21 protein-coding genes, 1 tRNA gene and 1 pseudogene are annotated in these 25,039 nt (G+C 67.0%); 9 read left to right on the top strand and 14 right to left on the bottom strand.

The window, feature by feature from the left end:
- Positions 1-154 precede the first annotated feature (154 nt).
- Positions 155-2,161: a glycosyltransferase family 39 protein gene (locus tag NM2_RS38305; protein ID WP_084531994.1), complete on the top strand. Its 2,007-nt coding sequence runs from the start codon at positions 155-157 to the stop codon at positions 2,159-2,161.
- A 125-nt stretch (positions 2,162-2,286) separates the two neighbouring features.
- On the opposite strand, the gene NM2_RS38300 is transcribed toward NM2_RS38305, so the two are convergent.
- Positions 2,287-2,359, bottom strand: a tRNA-Gly gene (locus NM2_RS38300).
- Between the two features lie 199 nt (positions 2,360-2,558).
- Between NM2_RS38300 and NM2_RS38295 the strand changes: the two genes are divergently transcribed.
- Positions 2,559-4,568, top strand: coding sequence for an ArnT family glycosyltransferase (locus NM2_RS38295; RefSeq protein ID WP_067679951.1), 2,010 nt, complete (start codon positions 2,559-2,561; stop codon positions 4,566-4,568).
- 183 nt (positions 4,569-4,751) lie between these two features.
- Positions 4,752-5,759, top strand: coding sequence for an alpha/beta hydrolase (locus NM2_RS38290; RefSeq protein WP_245718417.1), 1,008 nt, complete (start codon positions 4,752-4,754; stop codon positions 5,757-5,759).
- Positions 5,760-5,888: 129 nt separating this feature from the next.
- On the opposite strand, the gene NM2_RS38285 is transcribed toward NM2_RS38290, so the two are convergent.
- From NM2_RS38285 to NM2_RS38245, 9 genes are all read right to left on the bottom strand, one after another.
- Complete coding sequence (locus tag NM2_RS38285) at positions 5,889-7,103, bottom strand: DUF445 family protein (protein ID WP_067679945.1); 1,215 nt, start codon at positions 7,101-7,103, stop codon at positions 5,889-5,891.
- 105 nt (positions 7,104-7,208) lie between these two features.
- Complete coding sequence (locus NM2_RS38280; protein WP_067679942.1) at positions 7,209-7,643, bottom strand: nuclear transport factor 2 family protein; 435 nt, start codon at positions 7,641-7,643, stop codon at positions 7,209-7,211.
- 193 nt (positions 7,644-7,836) lie between these two features.
- The gene (locus NM2_RS38275; protein WP_067679939.1) at positions 7,837-10,305 is read right to left on the bottom strand and encodes an MFS transporter; all 2,469 of its coding nucleotides are present in this window, start codon (positions 10,303-10,305) and stop codon (positions 7,837-7,839) included.
- 148 nt (positions 10,306-10,453) lie between these two features.
- Positions 10,454-11,218, bottom strand: a complete 765-nt coding sequence (locus tag NM2_RS38270) for an enoyl-CoA hydratase (protein ID WP_067679936.1) — start codon at positions 11,216-11,218, stop codon at positions 10,454-10,456.
- A gap of 145 nt (positions 11,219-11,363) precedes the next feature.
- Positions 11,364-11,753 (bottom strand): D-ribose pyranase, encoded by a 390-nt coding sequence (rbsD, locus tag NM2_RS38265; RefSeq protein ID WP_067679933.1) that lies wholly within the window; start codon positions 11,751-11,753, stop codon positions 11,364-11,366.
- Between the two features lie 43 nt (positions 11,754-11,796).
- Entirely contained in the window at positions 11,797-12,741 is a 945-nt protein-coding gene (locus NM2_RS38260; protein ID WP_067679930.1) for a ribokinase, read from the bottom strand.
- Positions 12,738-13,769, bottom strand: a complete 1,032-nt coding sequence (locus tag NM2_RS38255) for an ATP-binding cassette domain-containing protein (protein ID WP_245718416.1) — start codon at positions 13,767-13,769, stop codon at positions 12,738-12,740. The genes NM2_RS38260 and NM2_RS38255 overlap by 4 nt, the downstream gene beginning before the upstream one ends.
- 9 nt (positions 13,770-13,778) lie before the next feature.
- Positions 13,779-14,774, bottom strand: coding sequence for an ABC transporter permease (locus NM2_RS38250; RefSeq protein ID WP_067679927.1), 996 nt, complete (start codon positions 14,772-14,774; stop codon positions 13,779-13,781).
- The gene (locus NM2_RS38245) at positions 14,771-15,763 is read right to left on the bottom strand and encodes a sugar ABC transporter substrate-binding protein (RefSeq protein WP_245718415.1); all 993 of its coding nucleotides are present in this window, start codon (positions 15,761-15,763) and stop codon (positions 14,771-14,773) included. Before NM2_RS38245 ends, NM2_RS38250 begins: the two co-directional genes overlap by 4 nt.
- A 168-nt stretch (positions 15,764-15,931) precedes the next feature.
- Between NM2_RS38245 and NM2_RS38240 the strand changes: the two genes are divergently transcribed.
- Positions 15,932-16,936, top strand: coding sequence for a LacI family DNA-binding transcriptional regulator (locus tag NM2_RS38240; RefSeq protein ID WP_067679921.1), 1,005 nt, complete (start codon positions 15,932-15,934; stop codon positions 16,934-16,936).
- Positions 16,937-17,209: 273 nt separating this feature from the next.
- Here the strand turns inward: NM2_RS38240 and NM2_RS38235 are convergent, their stop codons facing one another.
- On the bottom strand, positions 17,210-18,442 hold the full coding sequence (locus NM2_RS38235; RefSeq protein ID WP_067679996.1) for an FAD-dependent oxidoreductase: 1,233 nt from the start codon (positions 18,440-18,442) through the stop codon (positions 17,210-17,212).
- 225 nt (positions 18,443-18,667) lie between these two features.
- Here NM2_RS38235 and NM2_RS38230 point away from each other — a divergent pair, with 225 nt between their 5' ends.
- Positions 18,668-19,132 (top strand): guanyl-specific ribonuclease, encoded by a 465-nt coding sequence (locus NM2_RS38230; RefSeq protein ID WP_067679918.1) that lies wholly within the window; start codon positions 18,668-18,670, stop codon positions 19,130-19,132.
- A gap of 290 nt (positions 19,133-19,422) precedes the next feature.
- Here NM2_RS38230 and NM2_RS38225 read toward each other — a convergent pair whose 3' ends face one another.
- Positions 19,423-19,866 carry a TSUP family transporter gene (locus NM2_RS38225; protein WP_281182749.1) on the bottom strand — a complete coding sequence of 148 codons (444 nt, stop codon included), beginning with the start codon at positions 19,864-19,866 and terminating at the stop codon, positions 19,423-19,425.
- Positions 19,867-19,965: 99 nt separating this feature from the next.
- Positions 19,966-21,072: an NADH:flavin oxidoreductase gene (locus tag NM2_RS38220; RefSeq protein ID WP_067679912.1), complete on the bottom strand. Its 1,107-nt coding sequence runs from the start codon at positions 21,070-21,072 to the stop codon at positions 19,966-19,968.
- 283 nt (positions 21,073-21,355) lie between these two features.
- Here NM2_RS38220 and NM2_RS52170 point away from each other — a divergent pair.
- Positions 21,356-21,478: pseudogene (locus NM2_RS52170) on the top strand (class I tRNA ligase family protein); the annotation flags it as partial.
- Between the two features lie 98 nt (positions 21,479-21,576).
- Positions 21,577-21,735 carry a hypothetical protein gene (locus NM2_RS52165; RefSeq protein ID WP_245718420.1) on the top strand — a complete coding sequence of 53 codons (159 nt, stop codon included), beginning with the start codon at positions 21,577-21,579 and terminating at the stop codon, positions 21,733-21,735.
- A gap of 2 nt (positions 21,736-21,737) precedes the next feature.
- Here the strand turns inward: NM2_RS52165 and NM2_RS38210 are convergent, their stop codons facing one another.
- Entirely contained in the window at positions 21,738-22,640 is a 903-nt protein-coding gene (locus NM2_RS38210) for an NADP-dependent oxidoreductase (RefSeq protein ID WP_067679906.1), read from the bottom strand.
- A 219-nt stretch (positions 22,641-22,859) separates the two neighbouring features.
- Between NM2_RS38210 and NM2_RS38205 the strand changes: the two genes are divergently transcribed.
- Both NM2_RS38205 and NM2_RS38200 read left to right on the top strand, forming a co-directional pair.
- Positions 22,860-24,299 (top strand): MFS transporter, encoded by a 1,440-nt coding sequence (locus tag NM2_RS38205; protein ID WP_067679903.1) that lies wholly within the window; start codon positions 22,860-22,862, stop codon positions 24,297-24,299.
- Positions 24,300-24,464: 165 nt separating this feature from the next.
- Positions 24,465-25,034, top strand: a complete 570-nt coding sequence (locus tag NM2_RS38200) for a hypothetical protein (RefSeq protein WP_067679900.1) — start codon at positions 24,465-24,467, stop codon at positions 25,032-25,034.
- Positions 25,035-25,039: the final 5 nt, after the last annotated feature.

The following is a 25,039-nucleotide window of genomic DNA, read 5'->3' as shown; positions in this document are numbered from 1 at the left end:
CCGGGTGGAGTTGCCCGCCAGCTCGCAGCGCACCCGGAGGTCTTCGTCACGTCGGGCAGCGGTAGTGATGGGCGGTACAACCTTCGGCCCATCTCACAGGCGATGCACAGCGACGACTTAGTGAGGAACCACGAATGATCCGGAGAATTGGAGCGTGACCTCGACATTGCTGGAACCTGTAGCCGCCCCGCCGGAGCCGCTGCCCGCCGAATCCCGGCGTCCGCAGCGGATCCGGCGCCTGAGTCTGGCGGCCCTGCTGGTCGCGACCGCGGTGTTGTATCTGTGGGATCTGGGTGCGACCGGCTGGGCCAACCAGTTCTATGCCGCGGCCGTGCAGGCCGGGTCGTCGAGCTGGAAGGCGATGCTGTTCGGATCCAGTGACGCCGCGAACTCGATCACCGTGGACAAGACGCCGGGTTCGCTCTGGGTGATGGACATTTCCGCACGGCTGTTCGGCTTCAATGCGTGGAGTTTGCTCATGCCCCAGGCGCTCGAGGGTGTCGCGGCGGTCGCGGTGCTGTATGCCGCGGTGCGGCGGGTCGGCGGCCACTGGGCCGGGATCCTGGCCGGGGCCGTGCTGGCGCTGACCCCCGTGGCCGTCGTGATGTTCCGTTACGACAACCCGGACGCGCTGCTGGTGCTGCTGCTGACCGCGGCGGCCTACTGCACGCTGCGGGCGGTCGAGAAGAATGCCGCCGCGTGGTGGTTGCCGCTGGCGGGCGTGTTCATCGGCTTCGACTTCCTGGCCAAGATGATGCAGGCGTTCCTGGTGCTGCCCGCGCTGCTCGTGGTGTATCTGCTTGCGTCGCGCCGCTCTTGGCCTCGACGGCTGCTGCAGGCGGGCGCCGCGGCACTGGCCGTGGTGGTCTCCGCGGGATGGTATCTGGCCCTGGTGGCGCTGTGGCCGGCCAGCTCGCGGCCGTACATCGGCGGTTCGCAGAACAACAGTGTGCTCGAGCTGGCCCTGGGCTACAACGGTGTCGGCCGCCTGACCGGCGATGAGACCGGCGGACTGGGAAATACCAACTTCGACGTCGGCTGGAATCGGCTGTTCGGCGATCAGATGGGCGGTCAGATCGCCTGGCTGATCCCGGCGGCGGTGATCCTGGGCCTGGCCGGGCTGTGGGTGCTGCGACGGGCTCCGCGCACCGACCGCACTCGCGCGGCGCTGCTGGTGTGGCTGGGCTGGCTGGTGGTCACCGGTCTCGTGTTCAGTTTCGCGAACGGAATTCTGCACCCGTACTACACCGTGGCTCTCGCACCCGCGATCGCCGGCGCTGTCGGAATCGGCGCGGCACTGATGTGGCGCAGCCGCAACGATATTCGCTCTCGCATCGTGCTGGCGGGCATGCTGGTCGTCACCGCCGTGCTGGCCTGGGTGCTGTTGCGGCGGAACTCGGACTGGCTGCCGTGGCTGGCTCCGGTCATCGTGGTTGCCGCGGTGCTCGCGGCCGTGCTGCTGCTGGTGGTCGACCGGTTGCCCAAGGCCGTCGCGACGGTGGCGATGCTGCTGGCGGTGACCACCGGCCTGGCCGCACCCGCCGCGTATTCCCTTGCGACGGTGTCCACTACGCAGAGCGGGGCCATGCCGTCCGCGGGGCCGAGCGGCTCGGGCTTCCCGGGCGGCGGCCGCGGCGGACCCGGCGGTGGCAATTGGAATGGCGGCGCGAATGCCGATGGTGGACAGGGCAATTCGACTGCCGGACCGGGTTCGAATACTGCCGGAACGGGAACCGCGGCCGGTAATGCCCAAGCCGGAATGCCCGGCGGCAAGCATGGCGGCGGTATGTTCGGCAGTGTCGACCCCGGTGCCGATATCGTTGCGGCCCTGAAGAACAACTCCAGCAGCTACACCTGGGTCGCGGCCACCATCGGCTCGGACAACGCCGCCGGATATCAGCTGGCCGTCGACTCTCCGGTGATGGCCATCGGCGGCTACAACGGCACCGACCCCTCGCCGACGCTGCAACAGTTCGAAACCTATGTGGCACAACACAAGATCCACTACTACATCGACGCGTCCGTCATGCGCGGCATGGGCGGAGGTTCCTCCGACAGCGGCAGCCAGGTCTCCGCGGAAATCGCCGCCTGGGTCAAGGCCAATTTCACCGCGCAGACCATCGACGGCGTCACGGTCTACGACCTGACGGCCAGCAGCTGATCGAGAGGGTTGGCTGAAAGCCGCACCCGTTCCAAGATCTGGAACGGGTGCGGCTTCATGTCAGAGGGTGTCGATAGAGTTCGGCATCGAATGGCGACTTCAGCTAGGCCCGGAAAAAAATACTGAGCGGATGACGGGATTCGAACCCGCGACCCTCACCTTGGCAAGGTGATGCGCTACCAGCTGCGCTACATCCGCATTCCGCGTTTCCGCGGCGAGTAGAAACCATAGCCCACCGGCCCGGAATTTTACGAATCGGCAGGTCAGAGGATGTGCTTTCGATGCGCCGGCGGCGCCCGCGACGGGCTGGAGGGTTCACAGGATGTGCACAGGGCGAACCAATATCCGGCCCATCACCGAATTCGAACATGGTAGGGACCGATGAGAGGACCAACCGATGACCATCACCGAAGCGCCCGTCCGCCGGGCCGCACCCGCTGAGCCCGTCGAGCCCCGCAGACGACCACCGTGGCGTCGCTGGGTCTACGGACCACCCGATCAACCGCGCTGGGCCCGCCCGAGCCTGTGGGGCCTGCTGGTCGCGGCCGCGTTCCTGTACTTCTGGGGCCTGACCCGCAACGGCATGGCCAACGACTTCTACGCCGCCGCAGTGCAATCCGGCACGAAGAGCTGGAAGGCGCTGCTGTTCGGCTCGCTCGATCCGGGCAACTCGATCACCGTCGACAAGCCGCCCGCGTCCATCTGGGTGATGGCCCTGTCGGGCCGTCTGCTGGGCTTCAGCTCGTTCTCGATGCTGCTGCCCGAGGCGCTGATGGGCGTTGCCTCGGTGGCTCTGCTGTACGCCGCGGTGCGGCGTTGGAGCGGACCGGCGGCGGGTCTGCTCGCCGGTGGCGCGCTGGCGCTGACTCCGGTGGCCGCGTTGATGTTCCGGTTCAACAACCCGGACGCGCTGCTGGTGTTCCTGCTCGTCGTGGCGGCCTACTGCACGGTGCGGGCCACCGAGAACGGCAGCGGTCGATGGCTGGCGCTGGCAGGGGTCGCGATCGGCTTCGGCTTCCTGGACAAACTGCTTCAGGCGTTCCTCGTGCTGCCCGCGTTGGCCCTGGTCTTCCTGGTGGCCGCGCCGATCTCCTTCTGGAAGCGGATTTGGAAGCTGCTGGGCGCGCTCGTGGCGGTGGTGATCTCCTGCGGCTGGTATGTGGCCCTGGTTTCCCTGTGGCCCAGCGATTCTCGGCCGTACATCGGCGGTTCCACGAACAACAGTCTGTGGCAGCTGGCCCTGGGCTACAACGGCCTCGGCCGGGTGTTCGGCGGCGAGGGCAACGCCAGTGGCGGTGGGGGTGGCGGCCCGGGCGGCACGGGGTTCGGCGGTAGCACCGGCATCACCCGGCTGTTCGGCGACTCCTTCGGCACCGAGATCTCCTGGCTGCTGCCCGCCGCGCTGATCGGATTGATCGCGGGCCTGTGGTTCACCCGGCGCACCCCGCGTACCGGACGGGCCCGTGCGGGCCTGATCCTCTGGGGCGGTTGGCTTCTGGTGACCGGCATCGTGTTCAGCTTCATGAAGGGCACGATCCACCCGTACTACATGATCGCGCTGGCTCCGGCGGTCGCCGCGGTGGTGGGCGTGTCGGTGGTCGAATTGTGGCGCGGCAGAAACAATCTCTCGGCGCGCGTGGTGCTCGGCGCGATGCTGGCCGCCACCGGAATCTGGAACTACGTCCTGCTCGATCGCACCCCCGACTGGTATCCGGCGCTGCGCTGGATCGTGCTGGTGGGTTCGATCCTGACCGCGGCGGTGCTCATCGTGGGCGCTCACGCCCTGGGCCGGTTCACGGTGATCGTCGCGGCGGCGGGCCTGCTGTTCGGCGTCGCGGGTTCGGCGGCCTACACCATCGACACCGTGGCGACCTCGCACACCGGTTCCGTCCCGACCTCCGGCCCCAACTCCGGCCAGGGGATGGGCGGGTTCGGCGGCGGTGGGTCGCACAAGAGCCCGGGCACAACGGGTTCGAACACCACGCCGCCCGGGGCTTCCACCGGAACGAATTCGGACAAGTCCACGCAGAACTTCCAGGGGCCCGGCGCGGACACGAGCAACAACACCGCTCTGCAGAACCTGCTGAAGGGCAGCAGCAACTACCGCTGGGCCGCGGCAACGAACGGTGCCATGTCGGCAGGCAGCCTCGAATTGTCAACCGGTGCTTCGGTGATGGCCATCGGCGGCTTCACCGGCAGCGACAATTCCCCGACCCTGGCGCAGTTCGAGAAGTACGTCGCCGACGGTGACATCCACTACTACATCGACAGCGGCAACCACGGTGGCCCCGGCGGCAACGACAACGGAGTGGCATCCCAGATCAGCACCTGGGTGAAACAGCACTACAGCTCGACGACGGTGGGCGGCACTACGGTCTACGACCTGACCAAGCCGATCTCCTCCTGACCGATTCGTCGGTGGTCCCGAAACGCGGGCCCGGAAATATCAGGCACTCACCTGATGTTTCCGGGCCCGTTCCCCGTACTTCCGGCCGTTGGCGCCGGACCGCCCTCGCGCGTGCGGTTTTCGCGGCACGCCGGTTCACCGAAAACGAGTCGCTCGGGCGTCGCGCTCTCTACGATGCCTGGCGTGAAGATTGTTCCGGCGGCCGGATCGGCTCGCAGAAGTCGGCCTTTGGCATATGTCGTTGCCCTGGTGGCGGCAGTGGTTACACCGTTGTGCGCCTCGCCATCGATCGCGAACGCGCAAGCCACTGTCGACCACATCACGCAGATCTCCGCGCAGCGCGAGGAGATCTACGTCCAATCTCCGGCGATGCGGCGGATCGTCCAGCTCGATGTGCTGCTGCCCGCCGATCAGGGATCGACCCGTCCCACCCTGTATCTGCTGGACGGGAACGGTGCGTCCGACACCGAGGGACAGAGCACCTGGGCCATGCGCGGCGGCGCCGTGCAGTTTTTCGCGGACAAGCCCGTCAACGTGGTGATGCCGGTCGGCGGACCCGGCAGCTTCTACACCGACTGGGAGAAGGACGATCCCAAACTGGGCCACAACAAGTGGGAGACCTTCCTCACCGTCGAGTTGCCTCCGCTGGTGAACGGACTGCTGAAGGGCAACGGCGTCAACGCGATCGGCGGTGTCTCGATGGGCGCGCAGGCCGCCGCGACATTGACCGTTCGCAATCCGTCCCTGTACCGGGCATTGGCCACCTTCAGCGGCTGTCTGTATTCGAGTAACGCCGGGCAATTGTCGGTGCGCCCCGTGGTCATCTCCGACGGCGGAAATCCGGACAACATGTGGGGCCCCGCGACCGACCCGCAGTGGAAAGCGCACGACCCCAGTGCGCATCTGGACCAACTGCGCGGCAAGCCCGTCTTCGTCTACACCGGCACCGGCGTGGCCGGCCCCGCCGACGCCAACTTCGACCCCAGCTTCACCTATCCGGCCACCCTGACCGAATCGATCGCGATCGAACAGGCCGCCCACGATTGCACCGTCTCCATCCTGGCAGCGATGAAACTGTCCGGCATACAACCGCAGGTCGTATGGAACGCGATAGGCACCCACTCCTGGCCGTACTGGAAGGAAGCCCTCCCGAAGTCCTGGCCAACCCTGAAAGCCGGCCTGGGCGTCTGATCGGCGAGACACGCGCTCCTGCTACGGAAGGGGCCGCACGGTGCCCTGTGTCCCCCATCGGACACAGGGCCGCCGTTGCTTGAAATGTAGTGCAGTTCAGCGGAATCCGCTGTCATAATGGCGGGACGATCAGCTGAGCAGGAGATGAACCTGGAGTTCTCCGACGAGGAAACCGAGGATGCCGCCGATAGCCACCAGCTTCCACTCGTCCTGCTTGAAGGCCGGGCGCAGCAGACCCTCGTATTCGAGATCGGTGAGGTTGCGGGTCTTCTCGACGACGAGGTTGCGAAGGTCCAGCGTGCGCATGGCCTGCTCCTCGAATCCGGCTGCGGCGCCGCGGATGTAGGTGAGCATCTCGGGGACCATATCGCGTTTGAGGGCGGCGATGGTGTCACCGGCGACCAGGGTGACCAGTGGCCGGGCCGGAGCAGACTGGGCGTCGATGAATTCGCTCATCCGCCGGGACAGGATGGCGGCGAGACGATCGGCACGTTCGCCGTCCAGGATGGCTTCGAGCATCCTTGCGGGAGTGAGGATCTCGGTGGCGATCAGATTCCCGTAATCGTTGCAGACCTCTTCGCGGCGTTTGTGGAACAGGCCCTGCCAAGGCACTATGCCCAGAATCCACCGGCGATTCACCGGACGGAAGATCATTTGCAGCGCAAGCCAATCCGTACTGAGTCCGGTGATACCGCCGAACAGTGGCATCAGCATCGGCGAATGGGTGAACGCCCAGGTGATCATCTGCACGAAACCCAGCACCGTGCCGAACAGCAGTCCCGAACGCACGATGAACCGCAGTTCGTTGGTGCCGATGTCGCGTACCAGCTTCACCAGCAGCGCCTTGTCGTTGACGAGCGTATCGATCGCGATGGCGCGCAGATCCATCACGTGTTCGAGGTTGACGCGCAAGTCGTTCGCGATGTCGTCGATCAGGGCGGGCGCGTCACGCTGCACGCGCGCGATCATCGCGGTGCGCGCGAACTCCGGCATGGTCACCCAGATCCGCGGTTCGTAGCGCATCATCAGCTCGTGCACCATGTGCGCGATGGCCTCGTCCAGGGGTTCGCGCAGGGTGGTCGTGAGTTCGGTGACGTCGATGCGGCTCAGCAGTTCCCTGGGGTCGATGAGCCGGGTGAACATCAGATCCACCGCGACGGTCGCCATCCGCGGCGCGGCCTTGGGAACCACGCCCTGCCAGCCGAACCACGGCCGGATACCGATGAATTCCAGTGGCCGGAAGAGCATCTCCACCGCGACCAGTTTGGTGGTCCAGCCGATGAGCGCGGCGACGATGGGTATCGAGCAGTACAGCGGCCAATGCTGTAGAAAATCGTCGATCACGCGACAGCTCCGAGCGCGAGGGATGAATCTGAGCCCACCGCGGAACAGTAACAGGTTTCTAACGATGAGCCCGGAGACGACCTGGGCATCCCGAGGCGGGTGCTATCAGGCCGACGGCGCGACGAACATGTATCCCTTCTCCTCCTCGCGCCGCCGGATCCGCCACTGCCCGTCGATCCGGACGAAGGTGTCCAGATACCACAGCCCGCACAGCATCAGGCTCTGCTTACCGTCGGCATCGGCGACCAGCATCGGGTTGTGGCACAGCGTGCGCCCGGTCGCGGTATCCCCGTCGACGCTGATCGAGGAGTTGCTGATCAAATGCTGGAACGCCAGGAAATTCGGCAGCATGGTCGCCAGGAACTCCTTGGTGGACAGCAGATCTCCCGCGGACCCGCCCATCGCGCTGTAGTCGATATAGGCGTCCCGGGTGAACACCTCGTCCAGCAGATCCCATTGCCGGGTATCCACCGCGTGGGAATACCGCACCATCAGATCCTGGATTTCCAGCCGATCGGAAATTTCTTGTAGTGACAACATGGCAACCTCCGGGTAGCGCCGAGTGTGATCATGTCATCAGTGATCACGCTCGGCGGTGGCGGTTTCGGCGAATTGCCTGGTGCAGTGCCGGAGGCCGCACTCGGGTCGGGCCGGGATCTCGCCGACGGCCGCGTACCTCCTCGCTGAGCATGGCGCGCAGGTGTTCCGGATCCGGCAGGGGAGAGGATCTCGCTCAGTCCTCTGTCCAGTAGCCGACGCGGACGTGGTGGGTGGCCTCGCCTCCGGCGACGGTGATGCGGCTGGAGACCGGCGGGTAGCCGCGGGTGACCACGGTGTACTGGCCGTCGGCGAGATCGGGGACGAGGTAGTGGCCGTTGTCGTCGGTGCGGACGGTGGCGGTGACGCCGCCGGTGGCGTCCAGGACCGCTACCTGGGCATCGGGTACCGGCCGATCATCCTGCGCGACAACGGATCCGGCGAGTACCGCGCGGGGAGCCAGGACGATGTCGTGGTTCAGGATCCGACTCTCGGGCACGGTCAGCGTCGCCGCGCCGGGGCGCATGTGGTCGGCGAGGGCCACCAGCGTGTAGGTGCCCGGTACGACGCCGTGACAGACGTAGCCGCCGTCCGCGGCGCTGACCGCCGAACCCACCACCTCGCCGTCCTCGTCGGTCAGGGTGACGATGGTGTGCGGCACGGGTGTGCCGCTCCCGGCCATGCGCACCGCGCCGGAGACTTCACCCGCGCCGTACAGTACGACGTCGAATTGCTGTGGCGTCCAGCCGATCACGATGCCCGAGGCGGTCGGCTGATGCCCCGAGGACGATACGATCAGCACGTAACTTCCCGGCTCGGGTGCGGCGATGAGATAGCCGCCGTCCGCATCGCCGGTCGTGCGGGAGACCTGCCGACCGCGCGGGTCGATCAACGTCAGCGTGGCGCGGGGGACCGGTTGGCCGCCGTCGTGGCGGATATGGCCGACGACGCAGTAGTCGGCCTCGGCGTCGGCGCGGGCGAGCAGGGCGTCCACGCTCCGGTACCGGTCCTGCTGCGCGGTGGACGGCGGCTGCGGGGTCTCCAGGAGTTCGGCGGCGTCGTCCGGAATCGTGGTCGCGGGTTCGGAGTGCGGATCGTCCTGTAGCGGAATCTCTTTCATGAACAGCAGGACCACGGCGGCCAGTACCGCCACGACCGCGGCGATCAGGAACACCTCGCGCATCGCGTGCGTGTAGCCGATCAGGATCGGGATGCGTATCTGCTCGGGCAGGGCGGTGATGCCGCTGGTATCACTTTGCAGCGCGGCGAGTTTGCCCGAGGCGAGTTCGGCCGGAAGCCGCCCGCCGAAGGCTGCCTCGATACGCCCGGGAATGAGGTTGAACAGGATCGTCAGGAAGACCGCGATGCCGAGTGTTCCGCCCATTTGCCGCACGAATGTGGCTGTTGCCGTGGATGTTCCACGGTCCTGCGGACGACAGGCGTTCTGCGCGGCGATGATCAGCGTCTGCATGCAACCGCCGAGGCCGAATCCGATGATCCCGCAGTACAGCAGCGGTTGCCACAGCGGGCTGTCGTACTCGACCCGGCCGAACAGCGCCGCGCCCGCCGCGAACGCGACACTGCCCACGACCGGCAGGATCTTGTATCGCCCGGTGTACTTCGTGATCACCCCGGCCAGTTGCGAGCCCACCATGATTCCCACGACCAGCGGCAGCATCAACAGTCCGGCCCGGGTCGGCGAATATCCGCGCACCACCTGGAAATACAGCGGAACCAGGACGATGACGCCGAACATCGCGATGCCCACGATCGTGCCGCCGAGAATGGAGACGCTGAACGTCGAGCTGCGGAACATGCGCAGCGGAATCAGCGCCGCATCCTTCATCATCAGTTCGGCGAGCAGGTACAGCACGAATCCCGCGGCCCCGATGCCGTAGCACAGCAGCGCGCGGTGCGAATCCCAGCCCCATGCGCGGCCCTGTTCGGCGACGATGAGCAGCGGAACGACGCAGGCGGTGAGCGTCAGCGTGCCGAACCAGTCGATGCGATGGTCCTGCCGGGCGTGCGGAACGTCGAGCACCTTGGCCACCACGGCGAATGCGATCACTCCGATGGGCACGTTGACCAGGAACACCCATCGCCAGCCGTCCAGGCCGAGCAGGCGATCGTAATCGGACAGGAATCCGCCGAGCACCGGCCCCAGGACGGTCGCGCCGCCGAACACCACCATGAATCCGCCCTGGTACCGGACGATTTCGCGTGGCGGCACGATATCGGACAGGATGGTGAACGCCAACGCCATCAATCCGCCCGCGCCCAGTCCCTGGAACGCCCGGAAGGCGGCCAGCTCGTACATCGAGGTCGCGAATGTGCAGGCCACCGAACCGATCACGAACAGCGCGATGGACGCCAGGTACAGCGGTTTGCGGCCGTAGATGTCGGCCAGCTTGCCGTACAGCGGCGTGGTGATCGTCGCGGTGATCAGATAGGCCGTTGTCGCCCAGGCCTGTTCGTCGAATCCGTGCAGACTGTTCGCGATTCGCACGATCGCGACGCTCACGATGTTCTGATCCAGCGCGGCCAGGAAGATCCCCAGCATCAGCCCGGTCAGCACCGTGCGAATCCGTCGAGGCGCGAGCGTCGAGCGCTCACCCGTCTCCGGCTCGGAAAGCGTCTCCTGTTCCTGGATCACGGTATTCGTCACTGTTGTCGGGTTCCCTGGGGTCGTTTCGGGGCTGATGACGCACAACAGTGGTTATTCGTCAGCGAAACGAATTTGGATCGGCGATCATGTGGTTTGCCTCGGGGCGGCGATCACCATGTGGTTCGGAGCAGTGGCTGAGCCCCGCAGTTCACTTGGGCGAGTGGGTGATTCGTGACTGCATTGCGGCGAGACGTGCGGCGAACTCCGGGGAGTCGAGTGATTCCAACTGGGGCACGATCTCGGTGTCGACGGCGTCGGCGTGAGCGGGGAGTTCGCGGGTGGCGCGGAGGGTGCGTTTGGTGGCGATGAGCAGGTCGCGTGGGGCGTCGGCGGCGGGTTGGGCGTAGGCGACGGCCTCGGCGACGAGGGTGTCGTGGTCGCCGAGGACGACTCGGTGTGCCAGTCCGGCGGCCAGGGCGTTCTCGGCGTCGAGGATCTCGCCGAACAGGGTCATGGCGGCGGCGCGCTGCGGGCCCAGGGCTCGCTGGATCATCCAGGTCATGCCCCCGCCCGGATGCAATCCGAGTTGCAGGAAGCGGGCGTCGAATCGGGCGCGGGGACCGGCGATACGGATATCGGCGGCCAGCGCCAGATTGAATCCCGCACCCACCGCCGCACCACCGACCGCCGCGATCGTCGGCAACGCGCAATTCGCCACTGCGAGGAATCCCGCGTAGACCGCCCGCAGCCCCTCTTCGCGCGCCGCGCCCAGCAGTGTGAGATCGGCCCCGGCGCAGAACGCGGGCGGCGTCCCGGTGACGACCAGCGCATGAACGTCGCGATCGTTCTCCGCATCGGCCACCGCGCCGGCGAGCCCGGCCGACAGATCCCTGGTCAACGCGTTACGTCGCTCCGGATCGTGCACCGTGACAACAGCAACCCTGCCGTGCCGCTCCACCAGGATCTCAGCCATCCGGGGATCGTATGCGATGTGAACGTCGCCGGGGGATGCGGCCCACGCCAGCCGACTGCTCCGGTCGCGACGAGCCGAGTCCTACCGCACACCTCGGCGATCGGTCCGCGACGGCGTAACCCGACTCGGCCCGTCCCACGAGCGGTCAGGTCCAGGGGACGCCCGCGCGGAGCAGGACGTTGGCGTAGGGCTTGGCTTCGCCGGTGCGGACTACGAAGCGGCAGTTGGCTATGCGGGACTTGAAGGCTTCGTGGTCGAGTAGTTCGGGGTGCAGGTTGCCGGTGAGAAGGGTTGCGGCTTCGGGGTTTTCGGTGGTCACCTCGCGGCTGGCCCAGGCGGCTTCGATGGTCACCTCGCGCAGGATGAGATCCAGGATCGGGGCGAAGCGGGGGAATCCGTAGCTGATGCCGAGATCGATGACGGGCACGGCGGCGGGTACCGGCAGGCCGGAGTCACTGACCGCGAACAGGTCGGTGTGACGTAGGGCGGTCAGGGCCGATGCCAGTCCGGCGTGGATGATTCCGGTGGTGCGCATGGTGAATCTCCTGGTCTGTGGAGCGGGAGCCGCATGAGGCGAATCACGAAGTGAGCGAGCGGGATTGCGGTACCGCCGCGAGTGCGTCGGTGATTCGTTCACCGGTGGGATAGGAGTTGTGGGTGCCGGGCGACTGGACCGCGAGGGCTCCGGCGGCGGTCGCGAACCCGACGGCTGAGCCGAGTTCGCTCCCCTCGGCTAGGGCGGTGGCCAGGGCTCCGACGAAGGCGTCGCCCGCGCCGGTCGAATCCACCGTATCCACACGCGGGGCAGGTTGATACGCGCCGACCACCTTCGAGTCGGCGGTTTGCGCCCATACCGATCCGGCTGCGCCCAGGGTCGCCACCACCGACGGAACGCCCCGCAGGCACAGTGCGCGCACCTGCGCGAATGCCTGTTCGGGGGTTTCGGGGATCGTGCCACTCACCGCCGCCAGTTCGGATTCGTTGACGATCAGCGGATCACAACGACGTAGCAGATCTTCGGACAGTTTCGTGGCGGGAGCTGCGTTGAGAATGAACCGCCGGGCGCGAGAGGAAACCCAGTCGACCACGCGCACGGGGATTTCCAGCTGCGCCACCACAACCTGTGCCGCATCCAGGAGTCCGGTTTCGACGGCCAGCCCGTCCAGCTCGGACTCGCTCTCCCAGTCGAAGTTCGCGCCGGGATCCACGACGATCTGGTTCTCCCCATCGGCCACGGTGATATACGCGGTACCGGTCCGGCTGTCCGTGACCTCACGAACCGCCGTGAGACCGATGCCAAACTCCAGCAACGATTTCCACAGCCCCGGATCGGCCCCGGCGCCCACCCGTGCCACGAACTCGACCCGGCCCCCGGCTCGCGCGGCGGCAACGGCCTGATTGGATCCCTTACCACCCAGGTTCGTTCGCGACCGCAGCGCCAGCACCGTCTCGCCGGGCGCGGGCAGCCGCTCGACCTCGCTCACCACATCCACATTCACCGACCCCACCACCACAACGCTCACGACGTCGCCCCCGAGCCACCGGACGACGCCGACGCACGTGAATTGGCTGCTGTGCCATCAGCATTCGTCTCTTCGCCCGCGGTGCCGGGTGTCGCCTCGGCCGTGTCGGCGGCAATGTCGGCTGCCGGCTCGCTGAAATCGGGCGCTGGATCATCGGTGCCGGGTGTTGCGTCGGTCTTCCCGGATCCAGCGGCGTCGTCGCCTGCCGAGTCCGGCTCGTCCGGATGCTCGTCTCCGGGCACTGTCGCGGCGCTTTCGATCCCGGTATCGGCCGTGGGCGGGGTCTCCAGATTGCCCGGGATCGCGCCGGTGATCAGACCGACCAGGCGATCGCCATCCACCTCTGAGATGCTGTGCGCGGCAACGGATCTACCGCGACGCAACACGACGACGTTGTCGCAGATGCGCATCACCTGGGCCAGGTCGTGGCTGATGATCAGTACCGTGACGCCGCGTTCGCGCAGCCCGCGGACCAGTTTCTCCACCGCGGCGGTCTCCCGGACGCCCAGGGCGGCGGTCGGCTCGTCCATGATCACCATGGCCTTGCCCCAGGCAACGGCGCGGGCGATGGCGATGGATTGGCGCTGGCCGCCGCTCATCCGGCGCACGGTGGTGCGGACCGAGGGCACGTCGACGTCCAACTCGCGCATGATCTCACCGCTGCGCGCGATCATGCCGCGGCGGTTGACGATTCCGAGCGGATACACCAGCTCCCGGTTGAGGAACAGGTTCTGCCACACCGTCAGGTCATCGATCAGGGCCAGATCCTGGTAGACGGTTTCGATGCCCATCTTGCGCGCGTCCTCGGGGGAACGCAGCCGAACCGGTTCGCCGCGGAACAGGATCTGACCGGTATCGGGTGACTGCACGCCGGTCAGGCAGCGCACCAGCGTCGATTTCCCGGCACCGTTGTCGCCGACGAGCGCGGTCACCTCGCCCTCGGGAATGCGCAGCGACACCCCGCCCAGCGCACGCACCGAGTCGAAGGATTTGGTCAGGTCCCTTGCCTCTAGCAGAGGAGTTGTCATGGGGCGCACCTACTTTCGGAACCGGGAGATACCGGCGGCCAGCAGCAGCACCGCGCCGACCGCGACCGGCTGGTAGTACTGCGAGATGCCCAGGATGGTGAAACCGTTGATCAGCGAGGTGAACAGTACCGCCCCGGCGACCGTCCCCAGCACCGACGCCTTGCCGCCGGCCAGCGACGAACCGCCGAGAACCACCGCCGCGATCGAACTCAGCAGATAGGTGGTCTGCAGCGAGGGATCCGCGCCGCCGTTGCGGGCCACGAGCATCACTCCGGCGACCCCGCACAGCAGACCGGACATCGCATAGGCGAACAGCCGGATGCGGTTCACCGCGATGCCGGTGTCGCGCGCGGCCTCCAGACGACCGCCGGTGGCCAGCAGATGGGTGCCGATTCGGGTGCGGAAGATGATGCCCGCCACCACGAGTGCGGCGATCAGTGCCAGCAGCCAGAACCAGCGCACCGGGCCGATGCCGTCCAACGCGAGCTTCTGCAGGAAGGCCGAATTCACCGCGGTGGTATTGCCATGGGTCAGCAGCAGTGTCAACCCGCTCAGCACGCTGAGCATGCCAAGGGTGACCACGAAATCGGTCATGTGCAGCCGTCCGACCAGCACGCCGTTGATCACGCCGACGATCAGCCCGCCCGCGATCGCCACCACGATGCCGACCGCCACCGGGTAGCCGTGGCTGGTCGTGTAGCCCAATAGCGCAGCGGCCCAGGGCAGATTCGCGCCCACCGACAGATCGATGCCGCCGACGGTGACCGCGAACTGCTGACCCAGCGCCAGCACGGTGAGGATCGTCGCGGACACGAGCAGGTCGCCGATATTGGCCAGGGTCAGGAAATCCGGGGTGGCGATGAAGAATGCCACCCAGAGCGCGACCAGCGCGATCGGCGCCGCGTATTCGGCGAGCTTGGCCGGGATTTCGGTACGCCCCTCACGCGCACCGACGTCCGCGGCCCGCCCCGGATCGGTGGGTGCGATATCCGCCGTGGAGCTCACTTGTTCAGGAGTCCTTCCAGCGGGTTGTCGAAGCCGACGATCGGCCGCGGGAACGCCGAGATCTGCTGAGCCACATTGTCTTTGCCGATGAACGCGATCGGGGAGACGACCCGGTCGGGCAGCTTCCTACCCTGGTGCTGGGCCAGGCAACCCTGTACCGCGAGTTGTCCTTCGGCATAAGGGTATTGGGTGACGGTGCCGTACAGCGTGCCCTCCTCGACCGCGTTCAGCGCGGCCTGGATGCCGTCCACGGAGATCACCTTGATCTGCCCGGTGCGGCCCGCGTTCTTGATCGCCTGCGCCGCACCCAGACCCATGGTGTCGTTGGCGGAGAAGATGCCGGTGATATCCGGATGCGCCTTCAGGATCGCCTCGGTGACCTGCAGACCCTTGTCCTGCTCGTAGTCCGCGGGCGCCTCCTGCACGATGTCGAGTTTGCCCGCGACGGCCTCGGCGAAGCCCTTGTCGCGGTTGATGCCGTTCTGCTCACCGGCGATGCCCTGCAGGACAGCGACCTTGCCGGTGCCGCCCAGGGCCTCGAGCAGTTTCTGGCCCGCGGTCCTACCGGCCTCGATGTTGTCCGAGCCGATGAAGCTCGCGTAGGAGACCCCGGCGGCCTTGGACGCGGCCGGATCGATCTGGGTGTCCAGGTCGATGATCGGGATGTTCTTGCGGGCCACCGCGGTGAGCGGGGTGATGACGTTGGTGCCGTTGACTGGCACGACCCCGAAGCAGCCGAAGCCCTGCGCGGCCATGGTGGAGATCTGCGCGTTCTCGCCGTCGGCGTCCGTCTCGGACTGCCCGGCCTGCACGGTGACCTTCACCCCGAGCTTTGCCGCCTCGGCCATGGCCCCGTCGCGCAACGCCGCCCAGTAGGGGTTGGTGAAGTTGCGGGTGACGATGGCGATCTTGAATTCCCCCGAGCTGCTGTGATCGCCACGTCCGCAGGCGGCAGCGGCGAGCGCCCCGACGAGGACAAGCGGCGCCATTGCACGCCTGAATCGAGCATTCATCGGTGTTCGACCTATCCCTCAAATGATCAACTCGTGTTGATCAACACGAATTGATGAGTAGTCTGTGACCTGAGTCACCGACTGTCAAGGGGTTGGGCCCAATAGCGTGGAATCGAGGCGGACCGTGAGGCGAGGAGAACCCGAATGGCAGTGACACGCGCGGATGTGGCGCGGCTGGCCGGTACCTCGCCCGCGCTGGTGAGCTACGTGCTCAACGGCGGGCCGCGTCAGGTCGCACCGGCGACCCGTGCGCGCATCGAGGCCGCCATCGCCGAATTGGGCTACCGGCCCAATATGTCCGCGCGCAGCCTGCGGATGAATCGCGGACACGCGCTGGGCATGGTGATCCCCGACGGCGCGAATCCGTTCTTCGCCGAGCTGTCCGCGGTGGTCGAGGCGGCGGCCTTCGCTCGCGGGTATCCGCTGTTCGTCGGCAATGCCGCGGGTGATTCCGAGCGCGAACAGGCGTATGTGCGGACCTTCATCGATCGCAGAGTCGAAGGGCTGCTTGCCATTTCGTCGTCCTGGGAGACCGGCGTCGGCGATGCGTGCGCCGAGGCCGGGATGGCGCTGGTGGCCGTGGACCGCGTCATCGATCCGGCCCGCTTCACCCATGTGATGTGCGATTCGGTGAGCGGTGCGCAGGCCGCGGTGACCCATCTGATCGAGCACGGACACCGCGAGATCGCCTGCCTGAGTGGACCGCACGTCTCCACGGCCGAGGATCGTGTACAGGGCTACCGAAACGCACTGTCCGCGTTCGGGTTGGCCGAGGGACCAATCGTACGCACGGACTTCGGTGGCGCGTCCGGATATCGCGCACTGTCCGGCCTCCTCGTCGAACCTGCCCGCCCCACAGCGGTTTTCGTCACCAGCGACCTACAGGCGATGGGTATGCTCCGCGCCGCCTACGACGCCGGACTGCGCGTCCCGGACGATCTGGCCGTAGTCGCCTTCGACGGCATCGAATACGCCCGCTACACGCGCCCCGGCCTGACCACCATGGTCCAGCCCACCCGCCGCATGGGCGAACTCGCCGTACAACTCCTTCTCGACCAGATAGACAGCGGCACAGTGGACCCCGGCGTGCGAAACCTCGACGCCACCCTGAGCACCCGAGGCTCCTGCGGCTGCCCGGACGAATTCTGAACCGGCGCACGCGGAATCAGGAGTCGTCGTGCGAACTGCCCGGCTCGCGTGGCCGCGTAGCGGCTCGCTGCCGACCAGCAGCGTCCGCTTGAACGGCAATGACAGAGCCACGCAGTAGTGGCTGATCGGTGTGGCGCGGCGTCACCGTTGGACGGTCGAGGGAAGTGCGGCGATGCCTTTGCCGGATAGGGGAATTCGCCCAGCACGACCGGGAAGGGTATGCCCTCGGGGCGAGCGATATGACGATCTCGATCTATTGTAGGAATCCGCTGCTCAGTGGGGGCGGCGGGCGAAGTCGGGCGCGTGTTCGGGCAGGACGCCTCGGGCCACCAGGCGTGGTGGGATGTCGCGGAGGAATGGGGTCCGGCGTAGGAGCCGGAGGGGGAGTGGGGCTTTCGGGGTGTCGGAGATGTTGAGCCGACCTCCGAGGGCGGGGGCTATGGCGCGGGCGTGCAGGAAGCGTTGCAGGCCCTGGGTGACGGCGGTGGGCAGGCGTCGGCGGCGTTGGATTCGGGCCAGGTCGGCGGTGGTCACCCGGTGTGAGAGTAGTTCGGGGGCAAGGATTCTCGCCGCCGCCACCGCATCCTGGACGGCCAGATTGATGCCGACGCCGCCGACGGGGGACATGGCGTGCGCGGCGTCGCCGAGGCACAGCAGGCCGTCGGTGTACCAGCGGTCCAGGCGATCCAGTTGGACGTCGAGCAGTTTCACCTCGTCCCAGCTCGCCAGGGCGTCGGCGCGGTCCGAGAGCCAGGGCACGATATCGGTGAGCGGGCGCATGATCTCCGAGACCGGGCCGGTGCGCAGTGCGGGATCGCTGCCCTTGCCGATCAACGTGGCGCACTGCCAGTAGTCGCCGCGGTCGAACAGCAGCGCCACTCGCCGGGGGGTGAGGAAGCCGACGGCTCCGGCGGGATCGCTCTCGTTGCGCGGGATTCGGAACCACCACACATCGAATGGCGTTGCCCAGCGCCGTGATCCGAGACCGGCCGCCGCCCGCAACGCGGAGGCCCGGCCGTCGCACGCCACGGTGAGGTCCGCCCGGATCTCGCCGGTATCACCGTCGCGGGTGCGATAGCGGGCGCCGACCACCCGGCCCTGTTCGCGGATCACGTCGGTCGCCTCGGTGTTCATTCGCAGATGGAATGTCGGCTCGGAACCTGCCTCTTCAGCGAGCAGATTCAGCAGATCCCACTGCGGCACCATCGCGATGTACCGGTGTGGGCCCGGCAGCCGATCCATGGTGGCGAAGGTGAACATGTGTCCGCGGATCGGCAGCTGCACCGAAGTCAACCGGCGCTGCGGCAGTTTCGCGAAGCGTTCACCCAGGCCGAGTTCGTCGAGCAGGTCCAGGGTGGTGGGATGGACGGTGTCGCCGCGGAAATCGCGCAGGAAGTCCGCGTGCTTCTCCAGCACGGTGACCTCGACTCCGGCGCGGGCGAGCAGCAGGCCCAGCACGATACCTGCCGGGCCTCCGCCGGCGATGAGACAGGTGGTTCGATCCATCGGGCCCTCCACGGTGGTCGCGGCCTTGCGTATCCGTCATCGATGCTATTGCGCCGCATCGTGGTGCGCACCCGTGTCCGGGGAATGCTCTCGACGGGAATTGGTCATCTGTTGTTGTCCGGCTGCTCGGCTGCGCGTCGACCGGTCCGGATTGTGACGGCAGTACATTCGGCGCGGGGGTGTCGGAGCGGCGCCGGTGTATCGACGACCATTGCGAGGTATTTGATGACGAACGATCCGATTTCGCCGGACACCCTGTCGCGGGAAAGAGCGTGGACCAAGCCGATCTCGATGCTCGCCGCCATGACGCTGGCCACCCTGGTCGCGCTGTCGGTACTGCTGGGCGGTCTCGGCGCGGCGCATCCGGCCGGAACCGCCGCGCAGAATGTCACCGGCGTCCGCCCGATCGCCTGCTCGATTTCCGATCAGGCCCGGCAGACCCTGGGCCTGATCGATGCCGGACAGTGGCCGCCGCACGACGGTTCGGGCACCAAGGGCGGCACGACCTGGAGTGATCGCGAAGGGAATCTGCCCAGGACCGGCAACGGCAAAGCCATCCGCTACAGGGAGTGGGACGTGAACCGCAAGGTGTCCGGTCACAGTCGTGATGCCGACCGCATCGTCACCGGTGACGACGGATCGGCCTGGTACACAGACGATCACTACGCCACCTTCTGCCGGATGCGCTGATACGCAATCACTTCCGGCCAGGAGGAACATCCGCGCGCCCGAACCGTCCGGATCGGGCGCGCGGTCCCGTATCCGGGGGATCTCGGTACTAACGCTCCGGCGTGTTCGCCAGCAGATGAACGATGGAGCGCCCGAAATCCTCGAGCCGTTCACGCTGATATTCGGCTCTGGCGGATCGCCGTCCACACCATCTGCGGTGTCTGCGAGCGTCGGATGAGTTCCGCTGGTTCGCCCCTCGCCGACCCATTGCGCCGCTCACCCTTGGGAGATCGGGTGTGCTTGCTGCGTGATCAGGTGAAAGCCGTTGCGGCCATGGCGATCAGGACGATCGTCAGGAATATCGGATAGGCGATGGCGTGCAGTCGATCGGGCGCCCGGACCAGTGACCTACGGACGAGTGCGATGGTCGGCAGGGCACCGGCCAGGGCCAACGCGGCCGCCGGATCGACGTAGCCGATTGTTCCGTGTCCGTGATAGCCGTGCGCGGCAAGGGAATAGATGATCGTCGCGACGACGGCCACCGGGATGCTCAGCGGATTCGCCGTGCGGGCGGCCTCAGCCATCGGTAATCCCCTGCGCCGCAGCAGCGGTACCGTCACGACGCTGCCGCCGACACCGAGAAATGCCGCGACAGCGCCGATTCCGGTACCTCCGGCCATCGACGTCGCCGGTCCCAGGGCTCGGGGTCGCGCCGCGTGGGATTCGGCACGGGTGCGGAATCCGCTGCGTAGCAGGATGTCGGCGTTCCGCGCCGAGAATGGTCGGCGGCGATACGGGCCCGCGTACTCGGCTGAGCTCGAACCCGTTGCCGCCGTGGGGGCTCGCGATGCCGACTACCGGAACGGGACGATGTCCGAAAGGCGCTGGGCGCGAATCTTGTTCACCCATGCGGGGTCGGCGAGCAAGGCGCGGCCCAGGGCGACGATGTCGAATTCGCCGCGTTCGAACTGATCGTTCAGGAAGCGGAAGCGGTCGGCCTGGGTCTCATCGATCGCGTCGCCGCGGAAGACACTGTCCACACCCACCGAACCCACGGTGATCACCGGGCGGCCGGTGATCTTCTTGGTCCAGCCCGCCAGGCTCAAATCCGCTGCGTGGTCGGTGAATTCGGGCAGCCAGTGGCGTCGCAGCGAGGTGTGGAAGATGTCGACGCCCGCGTCGACGAGCGGGGTGAGCAACTCCTCGAGTTCGCCCGGGGTGTCGGCGATCCTGGCCCGGTAGTCGACGCCCTTCCACTGCGAATAGCGGTAGATGATCGGGAAATCGGGGCCGACGGCCTCGCGCACGGCCGCGACCACGCGGGCGGGGAACGCCGCGCGTCGACGCGATGTCACGCCGTAGTCGTCGGTGCGCTGATTGGTTGCGGCCCAGAAGAATTGGTCGAGCAGATAGCCGTGCGCGCCGTGAATCTCGATTCCGTCGAAGCCGAGCTGCCGGGCCAGCAGCGCGGACTCCACGTAGGAGGCGATGAGCGTGTCCAGATCATCGGTGGTCAGCGCCCGACCCACCGACGCTCCGGTGTGATCGATCCCGGACGGGCTCACCGACGGGGTCTCCGGTTCGAATTCGGGCTCTTTGCCCCGGGCGACGCCGGTGTGCCACAACTGCGGCACGATGGCAGCGCCCTCGGCGTGCACCGCCTCGGCGACCGCCCGCCAGCCCGCCGCGCTGTCGTCACCGTAGAACCGCGGAACACCCGATTCCGGTCCGGCCGCCGGGCCGCGAACGTAGGTTCCCTCGGTGATGATCAGCCCCACGCCACCGGCGGCATGCTCCCGGTAGTATTCGACGTTCTCCGAATTGGGCACGCCGCCAGGCGATTTCACCCGTGTCATCGGGGCCATGGCGAACCGGTTCCGCAGCCGCAGCGATCCCGTGTCGAACTCGGTGAACAATCCGTCGAGATGGATCGAGGGATCACCGGTCGTTTCTTGTGACATGGAGCATATTCCCTTCCGACGCGGCGATTCGATTGTCGAAATCCGGTCGCCCGAACAACACCGGTTACGTCCCGGCCATTCCTACCCGGGTGTGATCGGCGTAACGATGGCCACAGCACCCGGGTCCGTTCCGGCGGCTCTCGCCTTCCTGGGCCGATACGAGCCACGACATGGCTGCTGGGCTCCGGTGCGGGGTCACGGCTGAGGGCTGCGCAAGGCCGTCGACACCGGCCCGGGACCGGCAGATCCCGTCGTCCGCGAGGGCGTCGAAGCGCTGGTCCGGATGTCCTCGTGCTTCGCGCCCTTCACCGCCGAGGAGTCCTGGGAACGCCTGGGGCACCGGCCCTCGGTATCGGATGCGGGCTGGCCGGCGGCCGATCCGGCGCTGCTCGAACGCGACACCACGACCTGCGTCGTCCAGATCGACGGCAAACTGCGCGACCGCCTGCGGGTGCCCGCCGACAGGGGCGCCGCCTCCATCATCGGGAATGAGATGGCCCGCTGGTGTGGGGCGACGACCGAGAAGCCGACGTCATCGACGAGACGAGCCTGCGCGAACTCGCCCTGGCCTCGGCGACCATCACCGAGGCCCTGGCCGGTCGTGCGATGACGAGGGTGATCGTGCGCGCGCCGCGATTGGTGAACGTCGTCACCGAACGCTGATCTCAGCCGACCAGCAGCACCAGTTTTCCGCGCACGACGCCCTGTTCGCCGAGCCGGTGCGCCTCGGCGATCTCGGTGAGCGGGAAGGTGCGGGCGACCGGAAGCACGAACCGGCCGGAGTCGATCAGGTCGCCGATCTGCCCGATGACGTGCAGTGCGCGTCCGGAGTCGCCCCGGCTGAACCGCACGCCGTGCTCCTGGGCTCCGGCGAAATCGGCGATCGTCACGACATGTGCTGCGCCACCGGCGATTTCGATGAGTTCGGGCAGCACTCCGCTACCGGCGACGTCGAGTGCGAGGTCGACGCCGCCGGGGGCGAGGGCGCGCACTCGGTCGAGGAGGCCCTCACCGTAGGTGACCGGTTCCGCGCCGAGCGAGCGGACGTATTCCTGATTCGCCAGACCGGCGGTGCCGATCACCCGCGCGCCGCGAGCGAGCGCCAGCTGGACCGCCGCGCTGCCGACACTTCCGGAGGCGCCGTTGACCAGCAGCGTCACGCCGTCCGTGACGCCGAGCTGGTCGAGTGCGCGGGTGGCCGTCTCGATGGCGGCCGGCAGCGCGGCGGCGCCGGCGAAGTCCAGCGACGACGGGATCGGCGCGTAGTGGGACAGAACCGCCAGTTCGGCCTGCGTGCCCTCCTCGTCGGCGAAGCCGAATACGCGGTCGCCGACGGAAACGCCGGTGACGCCCTCGCCGACTTCGTCGACCACGCCCGCCGCCTCGTAGCCCATGGCCTGTGGGAGCTGCTGATCCATCAGGCCCGCCCGCTTCTTCCAGTCGCTCGGGTTGACCCCGGCCGCGCGCACCGTTATTCGAACCCGGCCGGGACCCGGATGCGGGTCCGGCAGCTCGACGATCTCGAGCACCTCCGGCCCGCCGAACCGGCTGAAACGAATCGCCCGCATCCTTCGCTCCTGTCTCGATTCCGCAATCGCGCCTCCCGCGCGGAAACAGTCTGCCAGCTCCTCCCCGTGGGGATGTTGGCTCGCGGATTGCTCGCGATCACCTAGCCTGGGAAGGCCGATCCGGTCGGACGGTATTCGCCGAGGGGTGTGAACGTTCTCGGCGGACGCCGTGCGGTCGAGGAATCGGGAGGTGGTCGTTAGTCGAGGAGGTCGTATCCGGTGAATGTGCTGATCCCGCGTGAACGTCCGAGGCGGTGGTCCCTCGACGACGTCGTCGTCACCGACCCGCCGATCATCCGCCGGGCCATCGGCGCGGCGAGCATCGGCAACATCACCGAGTGGTACGACTTCGGCGTCTACGCCTATTTCGAGCCCACCATCAAGGAGGTGTTCTTCTCCCACCTGGGCAATGCCGCGGGCACGATCGCGACCTTCGGGCTGTTCGCGGTGGCGTTCCTGGTCCGGCCGTTCGGCGGGATGTTCTTCGGACCGCTCGCGGACCGCATCGGCCGCAACAAGGTCCTGGCCACGACCATGATCCTGATGGCGGTCGGAACCTTCGCCATCGGCTGCATCCCGGACCAGAACTCGATCGGCCTGTGGGCGCCGATGCTGCTGCTGTGCGCGCGGTTGCTACAGGGTTTCTCCACCGGTGGCGAATACGGCAACGCGATGACGTTCATCGCCGAGTACGCGCCGGATCGCCGACGTGGATTCCTCGGCAGCTGGCTGGAATTCGGGACGTTCACCGGATATCTGCTCGGTGCGTTGATCGTCACGCTCGCCGATGCGGCAATGACGCACGATCAGTTGCTTGCCTGGGGATGGCGGCTGCCGTTCTTCGTGGCGCTGCCGCTGGGCGTCGTCGGTGTCTATCTGCGGATGCGGTTGGCCGACACTCCGGCCTTCGCCGCGCTGGAGAAGGAATCCGAGGATCGGGAGAAGGCGAACAAGACCGGTGAGGAGGCCAAGATCCTGGCCAGGCTGTGGCCTTACGTTCTGGTCTGCATGGGACTGGTCATCGTCTGGAACGTCACCAACTACATGCTGACCTCGTATATGCCGACCTATGTAACCTCGACCGTGCCCGATGCGACCGGTGGTGGCGTGTCGTCGACGACCTCGCAGTGGTTGCAGATCGTGGTGATGGCCATCGCACTGCTGACCATTCCGCTGCTGGGTGTGCTGTCCGATCGCATCGGCCGCAAACCGATCATCTGGGCCGGCATCGCCGCGCTGATCGTGCTGGCGCTTCCGATGGTCCTGCTGGTCCGCACGAACAACGCGTTCTCGGTCTTCCTCGGTCTGCTGATCATGGGGCTGACGCTGATCTGCTTCAGCGCGACGCTGCCCTCCACGCTGCCCTCGCTGTTCCCGACGAAGGTGCGCGGCGCGGGTCTGTCGGTCGCGTTCAACGTCGCGGTCTCGTTGTTCGGCGGTACCACCTCGGTGGTCGTCGGCGCACTCGTGGGAGCCACCGGAGATCTGAACTGGCCCGCCTACTACCTGATCATCGCGGGTGTCATCGGCGCGGTGTCGGTCTACTTCCTGCAAGAACCCAACGGTCGGCGGATGTGGGGTTCGGCGCCGGCCGCGCAGTCCGAGGAAGAGGCCGAACTCCTGGTCGGAGCCCAGGGCGCCGCTTCGGATCCGAGATGAGCGCAGCAACTGGCGCCCATTTCGGCCGAAACTCGGCCAGATCGTGTTGACCAGGGGATTCGGTAACGAGATGACGCCTGTTCCGGGCTTGTCGGCGGTGGTGTGAACGAGTGTGGCAATTACACTGTGCCTGAATTGGTTCCGTGGTCGGACGAAAGGTGTCACGTGAAGAAGTTCACTGTTCGGATCGGATTGGCCGGAGGTCTCGCGGCCGCACTGGCTTTCGCGTCGCTGGCGTACTCGGCGCCCGGTGCGTTGCCCCAGGCCGATGCGGCTCCCGCCAGGCCGGTGGCGGACGGTCTGGTCACTCTGCAGGAGTTCGCGACCGTGGGCGGATCGCGCGATCCGCGGAATACGGGGTTCTTCTTCACCACCAACCAGGCCGAGGCGGCGACCGCGACGAGCAAGTATCACTTCACCAAGGTCGAGGATCTCGGTCGTCTGCACACGGCGCCCGGAGCCAACCGGGTCGCGGTGCATCGCTTGCGGCTCAAGGACAGCAAGCAGCCGTCGTATCTGCTGGCGATTTCGGACAGCGACATCAAGAATCCCCGAACCGCGGACGAGGGCGTGATCGGCTGGATCGACAACGCCCCGGAAATCGGCGACCATCCGCTGCTGCGCTACAGCTACAACAACCGCTGGGCCGCCGCCATCGACACCTCGGCCGGACAGGCCGGACTGGTCGCGCACGGGTTCCACTCGGACGGCCCGGTCGGCTGGGTGGTGCCCTGAGCGCT

The organism is Nocardia miyunensis NBRC 108239, from assembly GCF_001613065.1.
Lineage (GTDB): Bacteria > Actinomycetota > Actinomycetes > Mycobacteriales > Mycobacteriaceae > Nocardia > Nocardia miyunensis.
Note: the sequence above shows the minus strand (reverse complement) of the source record. Positions and strands in the feature narration are given on the sequence as shown.